This window comes from Aquirufa sp., from assembly GCF_044239315.1.
GTDB lineage: Bacteria > Bacteroidota > Bacteroidia > Cytophagales > Spirosomataceae > Aquirufa.
On sequence record NZ_JBIIBQ010000002.1, the window covers coordinates 11519 to 27621 of the forward strand.

A 16103-nucleotide genomic window follows, 5' to 3' on the forward strand; every position below is an offset into this window, starting at 1 on the left:
AATTACCCATTTTGGTCGCAAAAAAGAAGACCTTTAAATAGAATGTACAAATTTTGCATTCGTTAAATACGATTTTAAACAACACATAATGAAACAAATTATCACGTTATTCGCACTGATGAGCTTATCATTTACGGCTATCTCTCAAGTCCCTGGTGGGTTTGGTGGTTTCGGTGCAGCGCCTAAGAAAGAGACAGTCATTCCTGGTACAGCGCAGTCCGCGCCTAAAGGAAGTGCAAAAATCATCGGATTCCTTTTAGATTCGACAGATTCAAAGCCAGTGGAATTCGCCACTTTGGCCCTTATCAATACAAAGACCAATAAACCAGTCGATGGTACCGTTGCAGACGGAGTAGGTAAATTTACCCTAAACAAAGTCGCAGTAGGATCGTATAAAATTGTGGCATCTTTCATCGGATATGATAGCAAAACAATTTTTGTGAATGTGACCGAAAAAAATGATGACCAGGATTTAGGTGTGATTAAATTAGCACAAAGTTCTAAAATGCTTTCTGAGGTAACAGTAGAGGGCCAACGCGCCTTAATTGAAGAGCGTGTGGATCGTACGGTATACAATGCAGAAAAAGATGCTTCAAATCGTGGGGGAGATGCAACGGATGTCCTGAAAAAAGTTCCTATGCTTTCTGTCGACTTAGATGGTAACCCTTCTTTACGTGGTTCCACGAGTGTTAAGGTGCTTATTAATAACAAGCCATCTACTATTATGGCTTCTAGTATTGCGGATGCGTTGAGACAAATTCCAGCTGATATGATTAAAACGGTGGAGGTTATCACATCTCCCTCAGCAAGATACGATGCAGAAGGTTCAGCAGGTATCATTAATATCGTAACGAAAAAGAATACTTTGCAGGGTTTAACCTTGTCATTTGATTCCTCTGCAGGTGTCCGTGGTTCAAATTTATCTTTGAATGGAAACTTTAGAAATAAAAACTGGGGGATGTCTTTAGGTGGTTTTGGTCGTTCAGAGTATAATGTGATTGGTAAATTTCAAAGTACTCAAATTACCACCAATAATGGTTTACAGACGACTAACGTTCAGACAGCGGAGACGCTCCGGGAAGGATTGTTTGGGAATTACCAATTAGGTTTTGATTGGGACATCAATAAATTCAATTCTATTACAGCAAGTTCACGTTTTGGTTTACGTAACGGAAATAACTGGCAAGATGGTTTACAGCAAATTAGAAACGGGGTTATCACATCACTTCGTAATACTAATTCCTTAGATAACTCGGCTAACGTTGATATCAATTTGGATTACACACATACTTTCTCGAAACCACAAAAAGAGTTCTCAATCTTGTCCATGTATAGCCGCAACAATCGTGCTAACGATTTCTATAACTTGATTATGAATCCTAAATCTACTATGTCAGAGATTATGAGTTCAATTAAGAACGAGAATTCTTCTTCCAATGAGGAGGCAACCTTCCAGTTAGATTACCAAACCCCCATCTCTAAAAATCAAATGTTAGAGTTTGGTTCTAAAGGTATCCTCCGTTTTGTAACCTCGGATTATAAATCGTTTTTAGCTGGATCAAGTGGAATTTACACACAAGTCAATTCAGCGATTTTGCCTTCTAACGTGTTTGATTATAACCAATATATTTACAGTTCATATGGTTCATATACCTTAACAACGAAAAACAAGTGGAGTATCAAAACGGGTCTTCGTTATGAATACACAGATATTTCGGCTAGTTTCTTAAAGAAAGAAGGCCAAAACACCACAATTCCGGCCTATGGTGTATTAGTACCTAGCTTTAATATGTCAAAGACCTTTAAATCTGGGACTTGGCGATTTAGCTATAACCGCCGTCTTCAGCGTCCGGGTATTCAGAACTTAAATCCGAACGTAAACGCAACGAATCCTTTGAATATCTCGACAGGTAATCCTACCCTTGCTCCTGAATTCACGAACAACTACGAAGTGTCTTACAGCAAATTCATTAAACAAACCTATATTTCCACCTCATTCTTCGTTAGAAATACGACTGGTGCGATTAATCAAATCAGAGAGGTATTTGGAGATACAGTAAAAACAACTTCTCAAAATATTGGTAATGAAGATGCCTACGGTATGAACATTAACTTAAATGTGAATTTATCTAATAAGTTAATGATCGGTGGTGGGGGAGACCTTTCATATCTTGTATTAGCTAATAATGTACCTGATCCATTGTTAAATGCGAAGAACCAGGGTCTTCAGTCTAACTTCCGTGTCTATGGTAATTACAATATGGGGAATGGATGGGGAGCACAAATCTTCTCGTTCTACCGTGTAAATCAAATTCAATTACAAGGGTCTCAAGGCGGCTTTGGTATCTATAGCTTAAGCTTTAAGAAGGACTTCAAGAATAAGAAAGGAAGCGTTGGTTTTGGTGCGGAGAATTTCTTTACTCCAAATGGTTTTATTATTCGTAGCGAAACTCAAACTCCAGTTATCAATTCTAAGAGTGAGAATACATTGAAAAATATGAACTTTAAAATCAATTTCTCTTACCGAATCGGAAAGATGTCATTCGGTCCTACCAAAAAGAAGAAATCGGTTAATAATGATGATACGAAGGGAGATAGTGATGCACCAGCGGCGCCAGCTCAACCAATGGGTATGCCTGGCATGCGTATGGGTGGCGGCGGCGGCGGCTTCGGCGGCCCACGTTAATCTGTCCACATCAAATAGAAAAGGGAACCTGTTGTGGGTTCCCTTTTTTATGGATTAATTAGTGCGTTTGACTATTTATTACGTTCTATAGTATAACTAATGAGATCTCCTAGCGAGTTTCTATACTCGGAAGCAGGGAAGGTGGCTAAGATAGTTCTCGCTTCCTCCGCTATTTCATTCATCTTTTTATTTGCATAGGAAAGGCCTCCTGTTGATTTAACAAAATCAATAACCTCTTTTACTTTATTCGAATCTTCTGATTCTTTTTTGATTAATTGAATGATGTGCTTTTTAGTCGAGTTGTCGGTATTTTGAAGGGCATAAATCAGGGGCAAAGTCATCTTTTTTTCTTTGATATCAATTCCCAATGGTTTCCCTATTTCGGCATCTCCATAGTCAAACAAATCATCCTTGATTTGAAAGGCAATGCCTACTTTTTCTCCGAATAAACGAGCTCTTTCTACCATTTCTACATCAGCGCCTGCAGATTGAAATCCCACAGCGCAGCAGGCTGCGATTAAGGTCGCTGTTTTCTTGGTAATGATATCGAAATAGACCTCTTCTGTGATGTCTAGTTTTCTAGCTTTCTCAATTTGCAATAATTCGCCCTCTGCCATTTCGCGCACTGCAGTAGAAACCGATTTTAAAAGATCGAAATCTTCATGTTCAACAGAAAGTAACAAGCCTTTAGAAAGCAAATAGTCACCTACTAAGACAGCAATTTTATTCTTCCAGATAGCGTTGATTGAAAAGAAACCTCTTCTATAATTCGAGTCATCTACGACATCGTCGTGTACTAATGTTGCTGTGTGCAATAATTCGATTAGAGCGGCTCCCCTGAAAGTTTTCTCCGTTATTTCTCCTACACAGCCTGCTGTCAAAAAAACGAACATCGGACGCATCTGTTTCCCCTTTCTTTGGACAATATAATGCATGATGGTGTCGAGCAACATCACTTTTGTCTTCATGAAAGTTTTGAACTTCCCTTCGAATGCCTTCATCGATTCATCGATGGGGGCTTGAATAGAAGAGATGGAGTAAGGCATGGGGATTGTTTAGGCCAGTAAATTGCGTAAATTTAAACAGAATTGTGAATAAACAGGCATTATGAGCAAGATTTTAGTCTTAGCAGGAGGATCTGTAAAAGGGGCCTTTCAAGCTGGAGTCATTAAAGCACTTTTTGAAAAAGGATATCAGCCAGATGCGATTTATGGTGTGTCTGCTGGGAGTTTAAATGCAGCGTATTTGGTGAATCAATTTGGGCACCAAGTGCACGAGGGTATTCCGATTTCTTATCCACAAGCAGCGCAAGATTTATGGGATTTTTGGGAGACGCGCATTACGCATCCTGAAAGTTTATCCAAGCCATTTAACATCTTCGAATTAGGCTGGACTGCTTTGACTAAGAAGTTCAAAGGCCTCGTAGATACCACTCCTTTACGCAATCTATTGTCGGATGTGTTAAGCGTTCGCAATTTGCAGTTAAGTCCTGTGGGTTTGAAAGTGGGGGCTGTAAATGTGATTGAAGGTGCTATGCATTACGTGGATCCTAGTTTTGAAAATTTTCTGGACTATTTGATGGCTTCTTCAGCTGTACCTATTTTGATGCCCGTGGTGAAGATTGAAGGCGAAAAGCGTAAATCATACCTGGATGGGGGATTGCGGGACGTGGCACCGCTACAGAAAGCCATTCAGGATGGCGCCACTGAGGTAGTGGTGATTACTTGTCATACGGAGATGATCGAGGGTGGGGATTTTGATTCAGGGGATTTGTTAGCCTTAGTTGACCGGGTGATGGATATTGCGGTGAATGAGATTTTAAACGCAGATCTTCGCCTGCAACGATCTGAAGTAAAGTTGCAAATTATTCGTCCTTTGCAGCCATTAAATATCGATATACAGCGTTTCACGAAAATGGATATTCGTCGGATGCTGGAGATGGGTTATGCGCTAGGAATGCAGGAATAAAAAAGCCTCGAAATTCGAGGCTTTGATTTTTATACTGACATGATGTCTTTTTCTTTTTCGTTGAAAACTTGGTCTATCTTCAAGATATAGGCATCCGTTTTCTTTTGAATCTTATCTTCCGCCTCTTTGATCGCATCTTCCGATACGCCATCTCCCTTTAATTTCTTAATGCTATTGTTTCCGTCTTGGCGCGCATTACGGATGTTGATTTTAGCTACTTCGATTTCTTGTTTTACTCGCTTTACTAAATCACGGCGACGCTCTTCCGTTAAGGGAGGAATAGAAAGACGAATGATTTCACCATCATTCATTGGATTTAAACCCAAGCTAGAATTACGGATTGATTTTTCGATTTCCCCAAAAATACCTTTCTCAAATGGCTTAATCGCAATTGTACGCGCATCAGGAGTAGTAATAGAGGCAGCACCAGAAATGGGTGTTTGCATGCCGTAATAATCAATGGTCAAGCCATCTAACATAGATGTATGCGCTTTTCCTGCTCTGATTTTAGATAATTCAATGTTTAAGTGCTTGATAGCGCCGTCCATGGTTTCGACTGCTGCTTCAATATAGAATTCAATTTCTTCCATTTTTCAATTAGCTAATTAATGTACCTACGTCCTCACCTGAAACTAATGCCGCTAAATTCCCTTCTTTATTCATGTCAAATACAATGATGGGAACGTTATTTTCTTGGCATAAGGTAAATGCCGTGGTATCCATGATTTTTAATCCTTTAGAGATTGCTTCTGTGAAACTTAATTTCGTGTAACGGGTAGCAGTAGCATCTTTTTCTGGATCTGCTGTATACACACCGTCTACGCGTGTTCCTTTTAAGACAACATCCGCCTCGATTTCAATTGCCCTTAATGATGCGGTAGAATCCGTTGTGAAATAGGGGTTACCTGTTCCTGCTCCGAAGATCACAATACGTCCTTTTTCTAAGTGACGCATGGCACGGCGGCGGATAAATGGTTCGCACACCGCCTCTACCTTGATCGCTGTCATCATGCGCGTATACAATCCTTGTTTTTCCAAAGAAGCCTGAACAGCCATCCCGTTAATTACCGTGGCTAACATGCCCATATAATCACCCTGAACACGGTCAATGCCCGCTTTCGCTGCACTGGCACCACGGAAGATGTTTCCTCCGCCAATTACAATCGCCACCTCTACGCCTAAATCATGCACTTTCTTGATTTCAGCCGCATATTGACCTAAAATAGTCGGATCAATTACCTCTCCATCTGTCGAAAGAGATTCGCCTGAAAGTTTCAATAAAATGCGTTTGTATTTAGGTTCTTTCATGAGAGGATCGTTTATGTCGATTTTGTGCGATGCAAATTTAGGAAAAATCTAGGTCTTGGCAAGGCTTTCGTCCTTCGCTTTCGGTAATTTATACCAAGGCAAATAGGGATGCGCATGATGCTCAAAATGATAGCCAAAAAAGTAGCAAGATATAAAGGCCCATACATGGTTTCTACCTTGACTCCTAGATTGCTGCTTGTTATCTGGTGCATGTTCTCCGCGGTGGGGAAGGTAGGTGCCAAAAATGAACAATTGGAGCGTGCTCAAAATAGCAGGAAGCTCCCAGAATAAAATCAAATTCCACATCGGGAACCAAATTTTCAACACATTATAGGTAACCGCCATGGCTAGCACTTGCTTCCAGGTCACATATTGCCAAATAAATTTGAACCACCACAGTAAAAATGGACCCTGATGCACATCTGGATCTCCTTCTGTATTCACATGCGCATGATGCAGGTGATGCTTAGCGCGTAGTGTGCTGTAATCATTAAAGGCAAAAAGAAGGGTGCAGAAGCGTCCGATTGCGTGATTCAGACGGGGGTTTTCCGTAGAAACAACCCCGTGAATGGCGTCGTGAGAGGTGATAAATAAGCCGGTATATAAATGGGTTTGAAACAGAATCGAAAGGTAAACAAAAGGGTCTGACCAACTGAAATCGACCTGTATCCAATAGACTAAATTTGCGGTCCACAAAGTGATCAGCACCACAGCCCAAATAATTCCCTGAAATTTATTTACTTTGTCCATATTATGGCCAGGCAAGTCTGGCACCTATATGACCTCAAAACTATGAAAATTGTTCCAGCATTTTTGCTTTTTATTTTGTCTTTTGCATTTAATGTTACCGCGCAAAGCATTTCCGGCCAAACACAATCCACCTACTGTAACCCAATGAACTTGGATTATGGGTTCACCCCCATCCCTAATTTCTCTGAACAGGGGCGACACAGAGCCACCGCGGACCCCGTTATTTCTTACTTTCAGGGGAAGTATTATTTGTTTTCGACGAATCAGTGGGGTTATTGGTGGAGTAAAGATATGCTAAAATGGAACTTTGTTTCGCGTCGTTTTTTACAGCCCTATCACAAAGTCTATGACGAACTTTGTGCGCCGGCGACAATTACATTAGGCGATAGTTTGTTAGTGATAGGATCTACTTATGCGAAGGACTTTACGCTTTGGTATTCTCAAAAACCAGAAACAGATACTTGGAAAGAGGCTGTTCACGCCTTCACCGCGGGAGCTTGGGACCCTGCTTTTTTCTTAGACGATGATAATCGACTGTATTTATACCATGGATCAAGTAATTTTTATCCGATGTATGGACAGGAATTAGATCGCAAAACGCTGCAACCGATTGGAGAACGCAAAGATTTGATTAAGCTGAATGACGAGGTGCATGGTTGGGAGCGTTTTGGGGAATACCAAGACAATACCTTCTTAAAACCTTTTATGGAAGGAGCTTGGATGAATAAATACAAGGGTAAATATTATTTGCAATATGGGGCGCCAGGGACCGAATTCTCTGCCTATGGCGACGGGGTTTATACTTCGGATCATCCGATGGGACCCTTTACGTATCAATCGCATAATCCATTTTCGTTTAAGCCGGGGGGATTTACGCGTGGTGCTGGACATGGAGCTACTTTTGAGGGGGAGTTTGCTAATTGGTGGCACGTATCCACCATTACCATTGCGGTGAAGAATAGTTTTGAGCGTCGCTTGGGGCTTTGGCCTACTTATTTTGATAAAGACGGAATTTTGTACACAAACACGGCCTATGGGGATTATCCACACCGCATGCCGACGAAAAAGGTCGATGTTCCTTCCGAATTATTTACGGGTTGGATGTTGTTGAATTACAATAAACCGGTGCGAGTGTCCTCCAGTTTGCCCGGTTATTCGGCGAATTTTGCGGTGGATGAGCAGATGAAGACGTATTGGTCTGCAGCTTCGAATAAAAAGGGGGAGTTTATTGAAACGGATCTAGGTGAGGTTTCTACCTTGAAGGCTTTGCAGATAAATTACGCGGATCAAGATGTGGATTCAAGTTTTTTAGGAAAGATGAACGGGATTTACCACCAGTACCAGGTGTTGGGAAGTAAGGATGGTAAAAACTGGCAGCTGATTATCGATAAGTCTAAAAACAGGACAGATATACCACATGATTATGTGGAGCTTCAGCATTCGGTGGAGGTGCGGTATTTAAAATTGGTGAACCTCCACATGGCGGCAGGGAAATTCGCGATTTCGGGAATCAGGGCATTTGGTTTTGGCCATGGTTCGAAGCCTGGTACGATCAAGGATCTATTGGTTCTTCGTGGAGAGCATGATTCTCGAAGTGCTTGGATAAAGTGGGGACATGATCCGAAAGCAACCGGTTACGTTATTTACTCCGGGATTGCGCCAGATAAAATGTATACGTCTGTTCAGGTTTTTGGAAGTAATGAGTATTATTTCAAATCCATGGACCGCGGAAAGACCTATTATTTCCAAATTGAAGCATTTAACGAAAATGGAATAGGAACACGTGGTCCAATCATAGAATCTAAATCAAGCCTTTGATCGATTGATTTCGTATACTCCGATAAGCAAGACTATCATCGCAATAAATTGTGATAAATAAACCTGTTCACCATCGAAGACACCCCAACCCACTGCTACAATCGGAATGATATAGGTAACGGAACTAGCGACAATCGCATTTGTCCATTTGATCAGTTGATTAAATAAAACCATCGCAATAGCAGAGCCGAAAACGCCTAAAGAGCAAGCCGCTAAAAATGGCCACCATTCAATCTTTTGTGAGAAGAATCCAGTGGAGGCTAACAGGATCAATGACAAGGGTCCTATCGCCATAAATATTCCTGAGGTAGATGTGAAGGGGTTTAATCCCGAAAATTTTGTCTTAATGATGTGCAAATTAATGCCGTATAAGAAGGTGGCTAACACTACCCAAAGTGCGTGGTAATTAAAGTCTAACTGAAAACCTTCACCACCTACAATCAAGCCAAAACAACCAGCGATACCTAGTACGATACCTAGCATTTGGCGCCATTGAAAGCCTTGTTTAAACAAAAGAATTCCGACGATCAGTGTAAAAAGTGGCGTAAAAGCATTCAACATACCAGATAGGGCAGAGGTTAAATGCTTGCCTGCAATAGAAAATAAGATGGCTGGCATTAAATTCCCTGTCAAACCAGCTAATAAAAAGCTCTTCCAATGTTCTTTTTTGACTTCGTGTTTTTGTTTTAAAAACACCGGAATAAAGAAGATGAAGGCCGCAAAAATGCGCAAGGCACCCACTTGTGGAGAACTGTAATAGGCTAAACTTTTCTTGACTAAAATGAAAGAACTACCCCAAATTAACGATAACGCGATAAAGGCTAAAATGACGAGTAATACGGGGGATTTTTGTTTGTTTTCCATTAGACGTGCAAAGGTTCTCCAGCATAATGAGCTGAGATTTCGTTTAGAATTCCTTTGATCTCTTCGAAGTCATAGGTCGTCACTAAACGGGTTCTGAAAGGTTTGAAATGGTCCATTCCACGGAAATAATTCGCGTAATGGCGTCGCATTTCGACGATTCCTCCGTGATTTCCTTTCCAGCGAATGGAGAAATCGAGGTGATCAAGACAAACTTGAAGACGTTGTTGCAGGGTAGGAGGGTCTAGATGTTCGCCTGTCGCTAGGTAATGCTTGATTTCGTTGAAAATCCAGGGATAGCCAATCGAGGCTCGACCTATCATGATACCATCCACTTCATAACGATCGCGGTATTCTTTGGCTTTCTCCGGTGAATCGATGTCTCCATTTCCGAAAATCGGAATCTTAATCCGGGGGTTTTTCTTCACTTTAGAAATCAATTCCCAATCCGCTGCGCCTTTGTACATCTGAACACGCGTTCTTCCGTGAACAGTAAGTGCCTGAATACCAATGTCTTGAAGACGTTCAGCCACATCTTCTATATTTTTTGTGGAGTCATCCCAGCCTAGGCGTGTTTTGACAGTAACTGGTAAATGAGTGGCATCTACGACGGCCTTGGTCATCGCTACCATTTTAGGAATATCTTGTAATAAAGCGGCTCCAGCACCTCTGCAGGCTACCTGTTTGACTGGGCAGCCGTAATTGATGTCAATTAAATCAGGTCCAGCCTTGGTCGCAATTTCCGTGCAAGAGGCCATTGTTTCGATGGAACTGCCAAAAAGTTGGATCCCAATCGGTCGTTCATATTCAAAAATATCGAGTTTTTGAACGCTTTTTGCAGCATCTCGAATCAGTCCTTCGGAGGAAATAAATTCTGTATACATCAAATCAGCACCGTTTGCCTTGCATACCGCACGGAAAGGCGGATCTGACACGTCCTCCATAGGAGCTAAAAGCAATGGAAATGAGCCTAGCTCGATGTTACCTATCTTTACCATTCTGATTAAAAATTCCGTAAATTTACGAGCATTATGGTAGATAACAATTTTCAAGGCCCCGAACGTTACCTCGGTTTGCTGTCTAAAATTCTAATATTATTCGGATTTTTCCTTTTAGGAGGCTTCATCGGCCAATTTATCGGTTTATTATCCGTCGTTTTAATTGTGGGATTTCCCACGCAGGATGTAAATCAATTCCAAAAATTGGTCTTGGATTTTATGGCCCATCCTCAAAACTACGATGGAGCCTTTCGAGCTATGATGGCTATGCAGTGGTTTTCGGCCCTTTTTACCTTTGTTGCCAGTTCTTGGGCCTATTTGCGTTGGTCAGAGAAGAGTGATTTAAACTCCCTTTCTACCAATCCTAGTCCAGATTACCGTATTTTTTTATGGTCAATTATCACGATTTTAGTGGGAATGCCGCTGCTTGAATATATTATTCAATGGAACCAATCCTTAGTTTTGCCTGCCGGATTTGAGGAGACAGAGAAATGGATGCGTGCTTCAGAAACTCAGCTAGCAGAATTGACAAAGTTTTTAGTCAATTTCCAAAGTCCAGCTGATTTTGCCATTGGTTTAGCTGTGATTGCTGGATTAGCGGCACTTGGGGAGGAATTATTTTTTAGAGGTGTATTACAAAATTTGTTTGAACGCTATATTGGCAATCACCATGTAGCTATTTGGGCGTCAGCTGCGATATTTAGCTTTATTCATTTTCAGTTTTTTGGCTTTTTTCCACGTTTATTACTCGGGGCGTTTTTTGGGTATTTATATGTTTGGAACCGAAATATTTGGATTCCCATCATTGCGCACTTCTTTAATAATGGATGGGCGCTGACGATGCAATATTTATATCAGCAGAAGCAAATTGCAGTGGATCCGGAGAAATTAGGGGAAATTACCCCTTGGTGGTCTGTATTGATTTCTTTGGCTTTAGTCGTGTTTTATATTCGTCGACTTCACAGCTTTCAATTAGAAAAATAAGGATTATGGGCTTAAAAGAGATGTCTAACTTGCAACAACGCGTGATCGCAGCCATCATTGCAGTACCGTTTTTGCTTTTCTGTGTATTGTTCAGTGACTATACTTTTTTAGGTTTGTTCCTATTGATTGGTTTGGCTGCCCAATTGGAGTTTTATAAGTTAGTAGGTAGTATTAGTGATAATTTACCATTGACTTTTTATGGTACTTTCTGTGGTGTCGTACTTCATTTGTTGACATTTTTTATCGAAAAAGGGGAGATTGCTTACTCCAATTATTACATTCTTTCTCCGTTATTGGCGTTGATTTTCTTCATTAAGTTATACAATGCAAAAGACGAAAAGCCATTTAAAAATATTGCCTATACTTTCTTAGGCATCATTTATGTGGCTCTTCCGTTTGCTTTATTAACTGTTTTGGCGTTTTTAAAGAATGAGACCTATGATCCTCAAATCATCTTAGGCTGTCTTTTTTTATTATGGTCCAGTGATTCAGGAGCCTATTTTGCGGGTACTAAATTTGGCAAAACGAAATTATTTGAACGTGTTTCACCTAAGAAATCGTGGGAGGGAAGTGTAGGAGGATTAATTGCAGCTATGATTGTGGCCTATGTGTTATCGATATATTACACGAATTATGAGTCTTGGCAATGGTTTGGCATTGGAATCATCATCGTGGTGGCAGGTACTTATGGCGACTTAGTGGAATCATTATTCAAACGAAGTATTAATATCAAAGACTCCGCTGACACCATTCCAGGCCATGGTGGTTTTTTAGATCGCTTTGATGGACTTTTGTTATCGATTCCATTCATTATCACTTTCTTAAAATTATTTCCAAACACAAAGCTTTAACAGGCTTTAACAGCAACGGATTCATTTTTTAGTTAATTTCGGCTTTATGAAAAAACGATTCGCTGTTCGTGTTTTAGGTATGCTTGCTTTCAGCTTGCTGTCCTTTTCTGCCTTCTCTCAGGGGCAAGATAAAACAGTCCTATTTCAGGGTCGTGTGGTGGCATCGAGTAATGCGGAGTTTCTTCCTTTGGCGTATATTTTTAATCCTCAAGCTGGCCGTGGAGCTTTGACTGACAACTTCGGACAAGCAGACATGTATGTTTTCCCTGGGGATAGTCTTGTCATTTCTTATATCGGCTACCAAAAGAAATACTACATTGTGCCGCGTAATTCAGAGTTAGTGCATCAGGTAATTATTCCGATGGAAGAAATGACGACGATGTTACGTGAGGTGAAGGTCTTTAGACATTCGAGTGAGGATGAATTTAAACAAGCTTTCTTAGCCATGGAATTACGCGATGCGAAACAGCGCGATAATGCCCGAGAAAACCTGGAACAATCTAAATTAAATGTCTACGCTTTGCAGGCAGGCATGGGTACATCTTCGAATTTTAGAAATTTCTCAGATATGATGATTTCATCTCAGGCCAATAAAAATTTCTTCAGCAGTCCTATGTTAGCTTTGACAAATCCATTCGCTTGGATGAGTTTCATTCAATCTGTTAAGAATGGTGATTTGAAACGAAAAGATTATAAAAAAGCCTACGAGTTGCTTCCTAAAGAAAACATTAACCGACAAATGTTTTTAAGAAACTTGAAATCCAATTAAGGCAAGCATTCTACCCGTTATTCCTTTTTCAGTTCTGTGAGAGAAAAAATCTGCATTATTTTCTACGGTGCAGGCTGTATCGATTTCTATTTGTTCAATTCCGAGTGATCGTAATTGAGCAGCATTGGCCGCTTTCAAATCGACGTGCCATTTTAGGCCTTTACGTGTTTTGAAATCCTCAGAAAATTGTGCTGCTACTTCTTCCCCGACTTCGAAGTGATGATAACTAATACAAGGACCTATATAAGCGAGAATATCAGCTGGATTAGATCCTCGGTTCTCAATCATACGGGAAGCCGTTTTAGCCACAATTTCTGCAACAGTTCCCTTCCATCCGGCATGAATGGCAGCACAAACACGGGTCACCGGATCAGCTAACAAGATCGGGGTGCAATCGGCGATTCCTACACCGGCAAAAACACCTGGCTGAACGGAGACCATGGCATCGAATCCGGATTGGTATCCAGCTCTGCCTGTTACCCATATCTTATCACCATGAACCTGGTAGGAACGGGCTAAGTCTGTGGGTGAAATACCTAAATCAGCGCAGAAAAGGGAAAGATTTTGTTCGATGACCGCTGGGTCATCATCGGTATGAACTCCTAAGTTTAAGGAGGAAAACGGAGCCTGACTTAAGCCGCCGTGGCGAGTGCTAACACCCGCCACGAGGCCTGGAATAGATTGAAAAATACGTGGTTTTACGACACGATTAGGCGTCATAACTTAAACCATATTGCTTTAAAACTTCATCGGGTACGCCATTCCATTGGTTAGGCGTATTTCCTTTATAGTCTAAATCAGCGATGCCTATTTTAGAGGTAAAGAATCCTGTTGCTGTTAAATTACGCATTAAGGTGAAGAAGGATTCCCCTTGCGTTAAATGTTTAGGCGTTTTTCCTGGGTAGGCAATATCATCTACAATATTGATGCGTTGTGCAGGGGTTAATTCGGTGAATTTTTTAGAAAAACGTTTGTTTGATTCCACATCTAACCACCGTAATCCTCCGCGCATCGGTGTTTTAAATTCTGGCTTATCTTTTACGATAAATTCAATAAAAGCAGTTACGCCAGATTGTGAGGCGCTTCCTGATTTTTTGTCAGCAGGAATAATGATGTCAGATAAAACGGTGATCGTCGCTAATTCGTGTGCGTTTAAGAACACTTCCGCCTTCAGGCGAGCTTCCATCTCCGCCTCTTCTTGCGTACGACCATTCGGTCTTTTGACCGGCACTTTTCCTAATTCTAAATTTTCAATCGCTTTTTCATCCGGATTGAAAACGGCTAAGCCCAGTGAACTTAAGCCCATATTTTTTAAATAGTCTCTTCTTTTCATCTTACAGGTTGCCTTTTTTGCGTTGATCAATAATATATTCTGATGTGCGTAGGGATAAAGCAAGAATAGTCCACGTTGCATTTTTATCTCCTTGAGAAACGAATGGTGCTGCATCTGCCACAAACAAGTTTTTCACATCGTGTGCCTGGCAATTTGAATTCAGAACAGAAGTCTTTTTATCATTGCCCATACGCGCTGTTCCTACTTCGTGAATGATACGTCCTGGATCTGCTAAGCCATAATTGTTTTCAGCACCAGGTTTTTTACCCATAGCCTCACCACCTAACGAGTGAATAATTTCCTCGAAGGTATCTTGCATGTGTTTAGCCTGCTTTATTTCGTAATCGCTCCATTTGTAATGGAAGCGAAGTACAGGAATTCCGAATTTGTCCACTACGTTTGGATCGATTTCACAGTAATTATCCTCAAGTGGAACTGGTTCACCACGTCCAGCAAAATTAACATAAGCGCCATAGAAACGGCGGTAATCTTCTTTCAAGGTAGCACCGTATCCACCAGCGGCTTTTTTCATACCGTCTCTAGTGAAATTTTCACGCCCATTTAGGCCTTCGATTCCCCAGCCAAAACCATAGCTTGGCATTCCCATTCCTCCACCATATTCGATGTGGTATCCGCGAGGGAAGTCTAATTTTGTGTTATCTAACCACCATGGAGTGTAAACGTGCATACCACCTACACCATCTTCATTGTACCTTTTGCGATCAAATAGAGAGGGTATAATAGCGGAACGAGAAGCTCCGGTAGAGTCATTGATGTATTTTCCTACGACCCCGCTTGAATTAGCGATACCGTTCGGGAAACGAGAACTTTTCGAATTCAATAATAAACGTGCAGTTTCTCCTGCAGATGCAGCTAATACAACGATTTTCCCTTTCACAGAATATTCCATCATCGTGCCTGTATGTACATAAGAAACGCCGGTTGCTAAACCAGTAATGGGATCCGTCATTACTTCACGCGCCATTGCAAATGGTAAAACGGTCGTATTTCCTGTGTTTACTGCAGGTTTAATCAAAACGGATGAGGACGAGAAGTCAGCGTAAGCAGAACAACCGCGGTTACATTGACCGCAATAGAAACAAGAGCCACGCTCGTTATTGATGGGCTTTGTAAGCATTGACATACGCGACGGATAGGTCGGGATGCCTAAGGCTTTATTCGCCTTTTTGATCATTAATTCGTGGAGACGAGGCTTAGGAGGAGGTAAGAAATAGCCATCGGGATCGTTTCTTAGCCCTTCATTGGTTCCAAAAACCCCAATCATTTTGTCCACCTTATCATAGTAAGGCTTCATATCATCATATCCGATAGGCCAGTCATCGCCTAGGCCATCAATACTTTTTCTTTTAAAATCATCTGGTCCAAAACGTAAGGAAATACGTCCCCAGTGGTTCGTACGACCACCCACCATCCGAGAACGGAACCAGTCAAACTTCGTTCCATTTTTACGGGTATAGGGTTCACCTTCAATATCCCATCCGCCATAGGCAGCATCAAAATCCCCAAAATTACGTAGGGAACTGCTTGAACCTCTACGAAGGGATTCGTAAGGCCATTTCATTTGGGTCATATCTTTCGGGTCAGCAGGGTCAAAAGGCTGTCCAGCCTCTAGTACGCAAACTTTCGCTCCGGCCTTAGCAAGTGTATGAGCTGCCATACCTCCACCCGCACCGGAACCTACGATTACCACATCGAATACCTCTTGTTGGGATTTAATGTAAATAGAATTATTAATCATTTTGTTAATCTGGTTTAG

15 protein-coding genes are annotated in these 16103 nt (G+C 41.3%); 6 read left to right on the top strand and 9 right to left on the bottom strand.

What is annotated here, in order from left to right; translation table 11 throughout:
• Positions 1 to 88 precede the first annotated feature (88 nt).
• Entirely contained in the window at positions 89 to 2686 is a 2598-nt protein-coding gene (locus ACILP5_RS00765) for a TonB-dependent receptor domain-containing protein (RefSeq protein ID WP_395616736.1), read from the top strand.
• A 71-nt stretch (positions 2687 to 2757) separates the two neighbouring features.
• On the opposite strand, the gene ACILP5_RS00770 is transcribed toward ACILP5_RS00765, so the two are convergent.
• The gene (locus ACILP5_RS00770) at positions 2758 to 3732 is read right to left on the bottom strand and encodes a polyprenyl synthetase family protein (protein ID WP_395616737.1); all 975 of its coding nucleotides are present in this window, start codon (positions 3730 to 3732) and stop codon (positions 2758 to 2760) included.
• Positions 3733 to 3793: 61 nt separating this feature from the next.
• Between ACILP5_RS00770 and ACILP5_RS00775 the strand changes: the two genes are divergently transcribed.
• Positions 3794 to 4654, top strand: coding sequence for a patatin-like phospholipase family protein (locus tag ACILP5_RS00775; RefSeq protein WP_395616738.1), 861 nt, complete (start codon positions 3794 to 3796; stop codon positions 4652 to 4654).
• A gap of 29 nt (positions 4655 to 4683) precedes the next feature.
• Here the strand turns inward: ACILP5_RS00775 and frr are convergent, their stop codons facing one another.
• From frr to ACILP5_RS00790, 3 genes are read right to left on the bottom strand one after another with little or no spacing between them, the layout of a single operon-like run.
• Complete coding sequence (gene frr, locus ACILP5_RS00780) at positions 4684 to 5244, bottom strand: ribosome recycling factor (protein ID WP_395616739.1); 561 nt, start codon at positions 5242 to 5244, stop codon at positions 4684 to 4686.
• Positions 5245 to 5251: 7 nt separating this feature from the next.
• Positions 5252 to 5962, bottom strand: a complete 711-nt coding sequence (gene pyrH, locus ACILP5_RS00785) for a UMP kinase (RefSeq protein ID WP_395616740.1) — start codon at positions 5960 to 5962, stop codon at positions 5252 to 5254.
• A 48-nt stretch (positions 5963 to 6010) separates the two neighbouring features.
• The gene (locus ACILP5_RS00790) at positions 6011 to 6712 is read right to left on the bottom strand and encodes a fatty acid desaturase (RefSeq protein WP_395616741.1); all 702 of its coding nucleotides are present in this window, start codon (positions 6710 to 6712) and stop codon (positions 6011 to 6013) included.
• A 42-nt stretch (positions 6713 to 6754) separates the two neighbouring features.
• Here ACILP5_RS00790 and ACILP5_RS00795 point away from each other — a divergent pair, with 42 nt between their 5' ends.
• Complete coding sequence (locus ACILP5_RS00795; protein WP_395616742.1) at positions 6755 to 8530, top strand: family 43 glycosylhydrolase; 1776 nt, start codon at positions 6755 to 6757, stop codon at positions 8528 to 8530.
• On the opposite strand, the gene ACILP5_RS00800 is transcribed toward ACILP5_RS00795, so the two are convergent.
• Entirely contained in the window at positions 8519 to 9394 is an 876-nt protein-coding gene (locus tag ACILP5_RS00800) for a DMT family transporter (RefSeq protein WP_395616743.1), read from the bottom strand. The genes ACILP5_RS00795 and ACILP5_RS00800 overlap by 12 nt on opposite strands.
• The gene (dusB, locus tag ACILP5_RS00805) at positions 9394 to 10389 is read right to left on the bottom strand and encodes a tRNA dihydrouridine synthase DusB (protein ID WP_395616744.1); all 996 of its coding nucleotides are present in this window, start codon (positions 10387 to 10389) and stop codon (positions 9394 to 9396) included. The genes ACILP5_RS00800 and dusB overlap by 1 nt, the downstream gene beginning before the upstream one ends.
• Before the next feature lie 33 nt (positions 10390 to 10422).
• Between dusB and ACILP5_RS00810 the strand changes: the two genes are divergently transcribed.
• From ACILP5_RS00810 to ACILP5_RS00820, 3 genes are read left to right on the top strand one after another with little or no spacing between them, the layout of a single operon-like run.
• Positions 10423 to 11373 (top strand): lysostaphin resistance A-like protein, encoded by a 951-nt coding sequence (locus tag ACILP5_RS00810; protein WP_395616745.1) that lies wholly within the window; start codon positions 10423 to 10425, stop codon positions 11371 to 11373.
• Between the two features lie 5 nt (positions 11374 to 11378).
• Positions 11379 to 12224: a phosphatidate cytidylyltransferase gene (locus tag ACILP5_RS00815; RefSeq protein WP_395616746.1), complete on the top strand. Its 846-nt coding sequence runs from the start codon at positions 11379 to 11381 to the stop codon at positions 12222 to 12224.
• Positions 12225 to 12270: 46 nt separating this feature from the next.
• The gene (locus ACILP5_RS00820; RefSeq protein ID WP_395616747.1) at positions 12271 to 12993 is read left to right on the top strand and encodes a carboxypeptidase-like regulatory domain-containing protein; all 723 of its coding nucleotides are present in this window, start codon (positions 12271 to 12273) and stop codon (positions 12991 to 12993) included.
• Here ACILP5_RS00820 and pgeF read toward each other — a convergent pair.
• Genes pgeF through ACILP5_RS00835 form a run of 3 tightly spaced genes read right to left on the bottom strand, consistent with a single transcriptional unit; the run spans position 12970 to position 16085 of the window.
• Positions 12970 to 13713 (bottom strand): peptidoglycan editing factor PgeF, encoded by a 744-nt coding sequence (gene pgeF, locus ACILP5_RS00825; RefSeq protein ID WP_395616748.1) that lies wholly within the window; start codon positions 13711 to 13713, stop codon positions 12970 to 12972. The genes ACILP5_RS00820 and pgeF overlap by 24 nt on opposite strands.
• Positions 13703 to 14326 carry a gluconate 2-dehydrogenase subunit 3 family protein gene (locus ACILP5_RS00830; protein WP_395616749.1) on the bottom strand — a complete coding sequence of 208 codons (624 nt, stop codon included), beginning with the start codon at positions 14324 to 14326 and terminating at the stop codon, positions 13703 to 13705. Before ACILP5_RS00830 ends, pgeF begins: the two co-directional genes overlap by 11 nt.
• A gap of 1 nt (position 14327) precedes the next feature.
• Positions 14328 to 16085: a GMC family oxidoreductase gene (locus ACILP5_RS00835; RefSeq protein WP_395616750.1), complete on the bottom strand. Its 1758-nt coding sequence runs from the start codon at positions 16083 to 16085 to the stop codon at positions 14328 to 14330.
• Between the last annotated feature and the right edge of the window lie 18 nt (positions 16086 to 16103).

Bases quoted from the DNA above. Each gene is read 5' to 3' on its own strand.
- ACILP5_RS00765 (WP_395616736.1), top strand. From the start codon at position 89: ATGAAACAAATTATCACGTTATTCGCACTGATGAGCTTATCATTTACG.
- ACILP5_RS00770 (WP_395616737.1), bottom strand. From the start codon at position 3,732: ATGCCTTACTCCATCTCTTCTATTCAAGCCCCCATCGATGAATCGATG.
- ACILP5_RS00775 (WP_395616738.1), top strand. From the start codon at position 3,794: ATGAGCAAGATTTTAGTCTTAGCAGGAGGATCTGTAAAAGGGGCCTTT.
- frr (WP_395616739.1), bottom strand. From the start codon at position 5,244: ATGGAAGAAATTGAATTCTATATTGAAGCAGCAGTCGAAACCATGGAC.
- pyrH (WP_395616740.1), bottom strand. From the start codon at position 5,962: ATGAAAGAACCTAAATACAAACGCATTTTATTGAAACTTTCAGGCGAA.
- ACILP5_RS00790 (WP_395616741.1), bottom strand. From the start codon at position 6,712: ATGGACAAAGTAAATAAATTTCAGGGAATTATTTGGGCTGTGGTGCTG.
- ACILP5_RS00795 (WP_395616742.1), top strand. From the start codon at position 6,755: ATGAAAATTGTTCCAGCATTTTTGCTTTTTATTTTGTCTTTTGCATTT.
- ACILP5_RS00800 (WP_395616743.1), bottom strand. From the start codon at position 9,394: ATGGAAAACAAACAAAAATCCCCCGTATTACTCGTCATTTTAGCCTTT.
- dusB (WP_395616744.1), bottom strand. From the start codon at position 10,389: ATGGTAAAGATAGGTAACATCGAGCTAGGCTCATTTCCATTGCTTTTA.
- ACILP5_RS00810 (WP_395616745.1), top strand. From the start codon at position 10,423: ATGGTAGATAACAATTTTCAAGGCCCCGAACGTTACCTCGGTTTGCTG.
- ACILP5_RS00815 (WP_395616746.1), top strand. From the start codon at position 11,379: ATGGGCTTAAAAGAGATGTCTAACTTGCAACAACGCGTGATCGCAGCC.
- ACILP5_RS00820 (WP_395616747.1), top strand. From the start codon at position 12,271: ATGAAAAAACGATTCGCTGTTCGTGTTTTAGGTATGCTTGCTTTCAGC.
- pgeF (WP_395616748.1), bottom strand. From the start codon at position 13,713: ATGACGCCTAATCGTGTCGTAAAACCACGTATTTTTCAATCTATTCCA.
- ACILP5_RS00830 (WP_395616749.1), bottom strand. From the start codon at position 14,326: ATGAAAAGAAGAGACTATTTAAAAAATATGGGCTTAAGTTCACTGGGC.
- ACILP5_RS00835 (WP_395616750.1), bottom strand. From the start codon at position 16,085: ATGATTAATAATTCTATTTACATTAAATCCCAACAAGAGGTATTCGAT.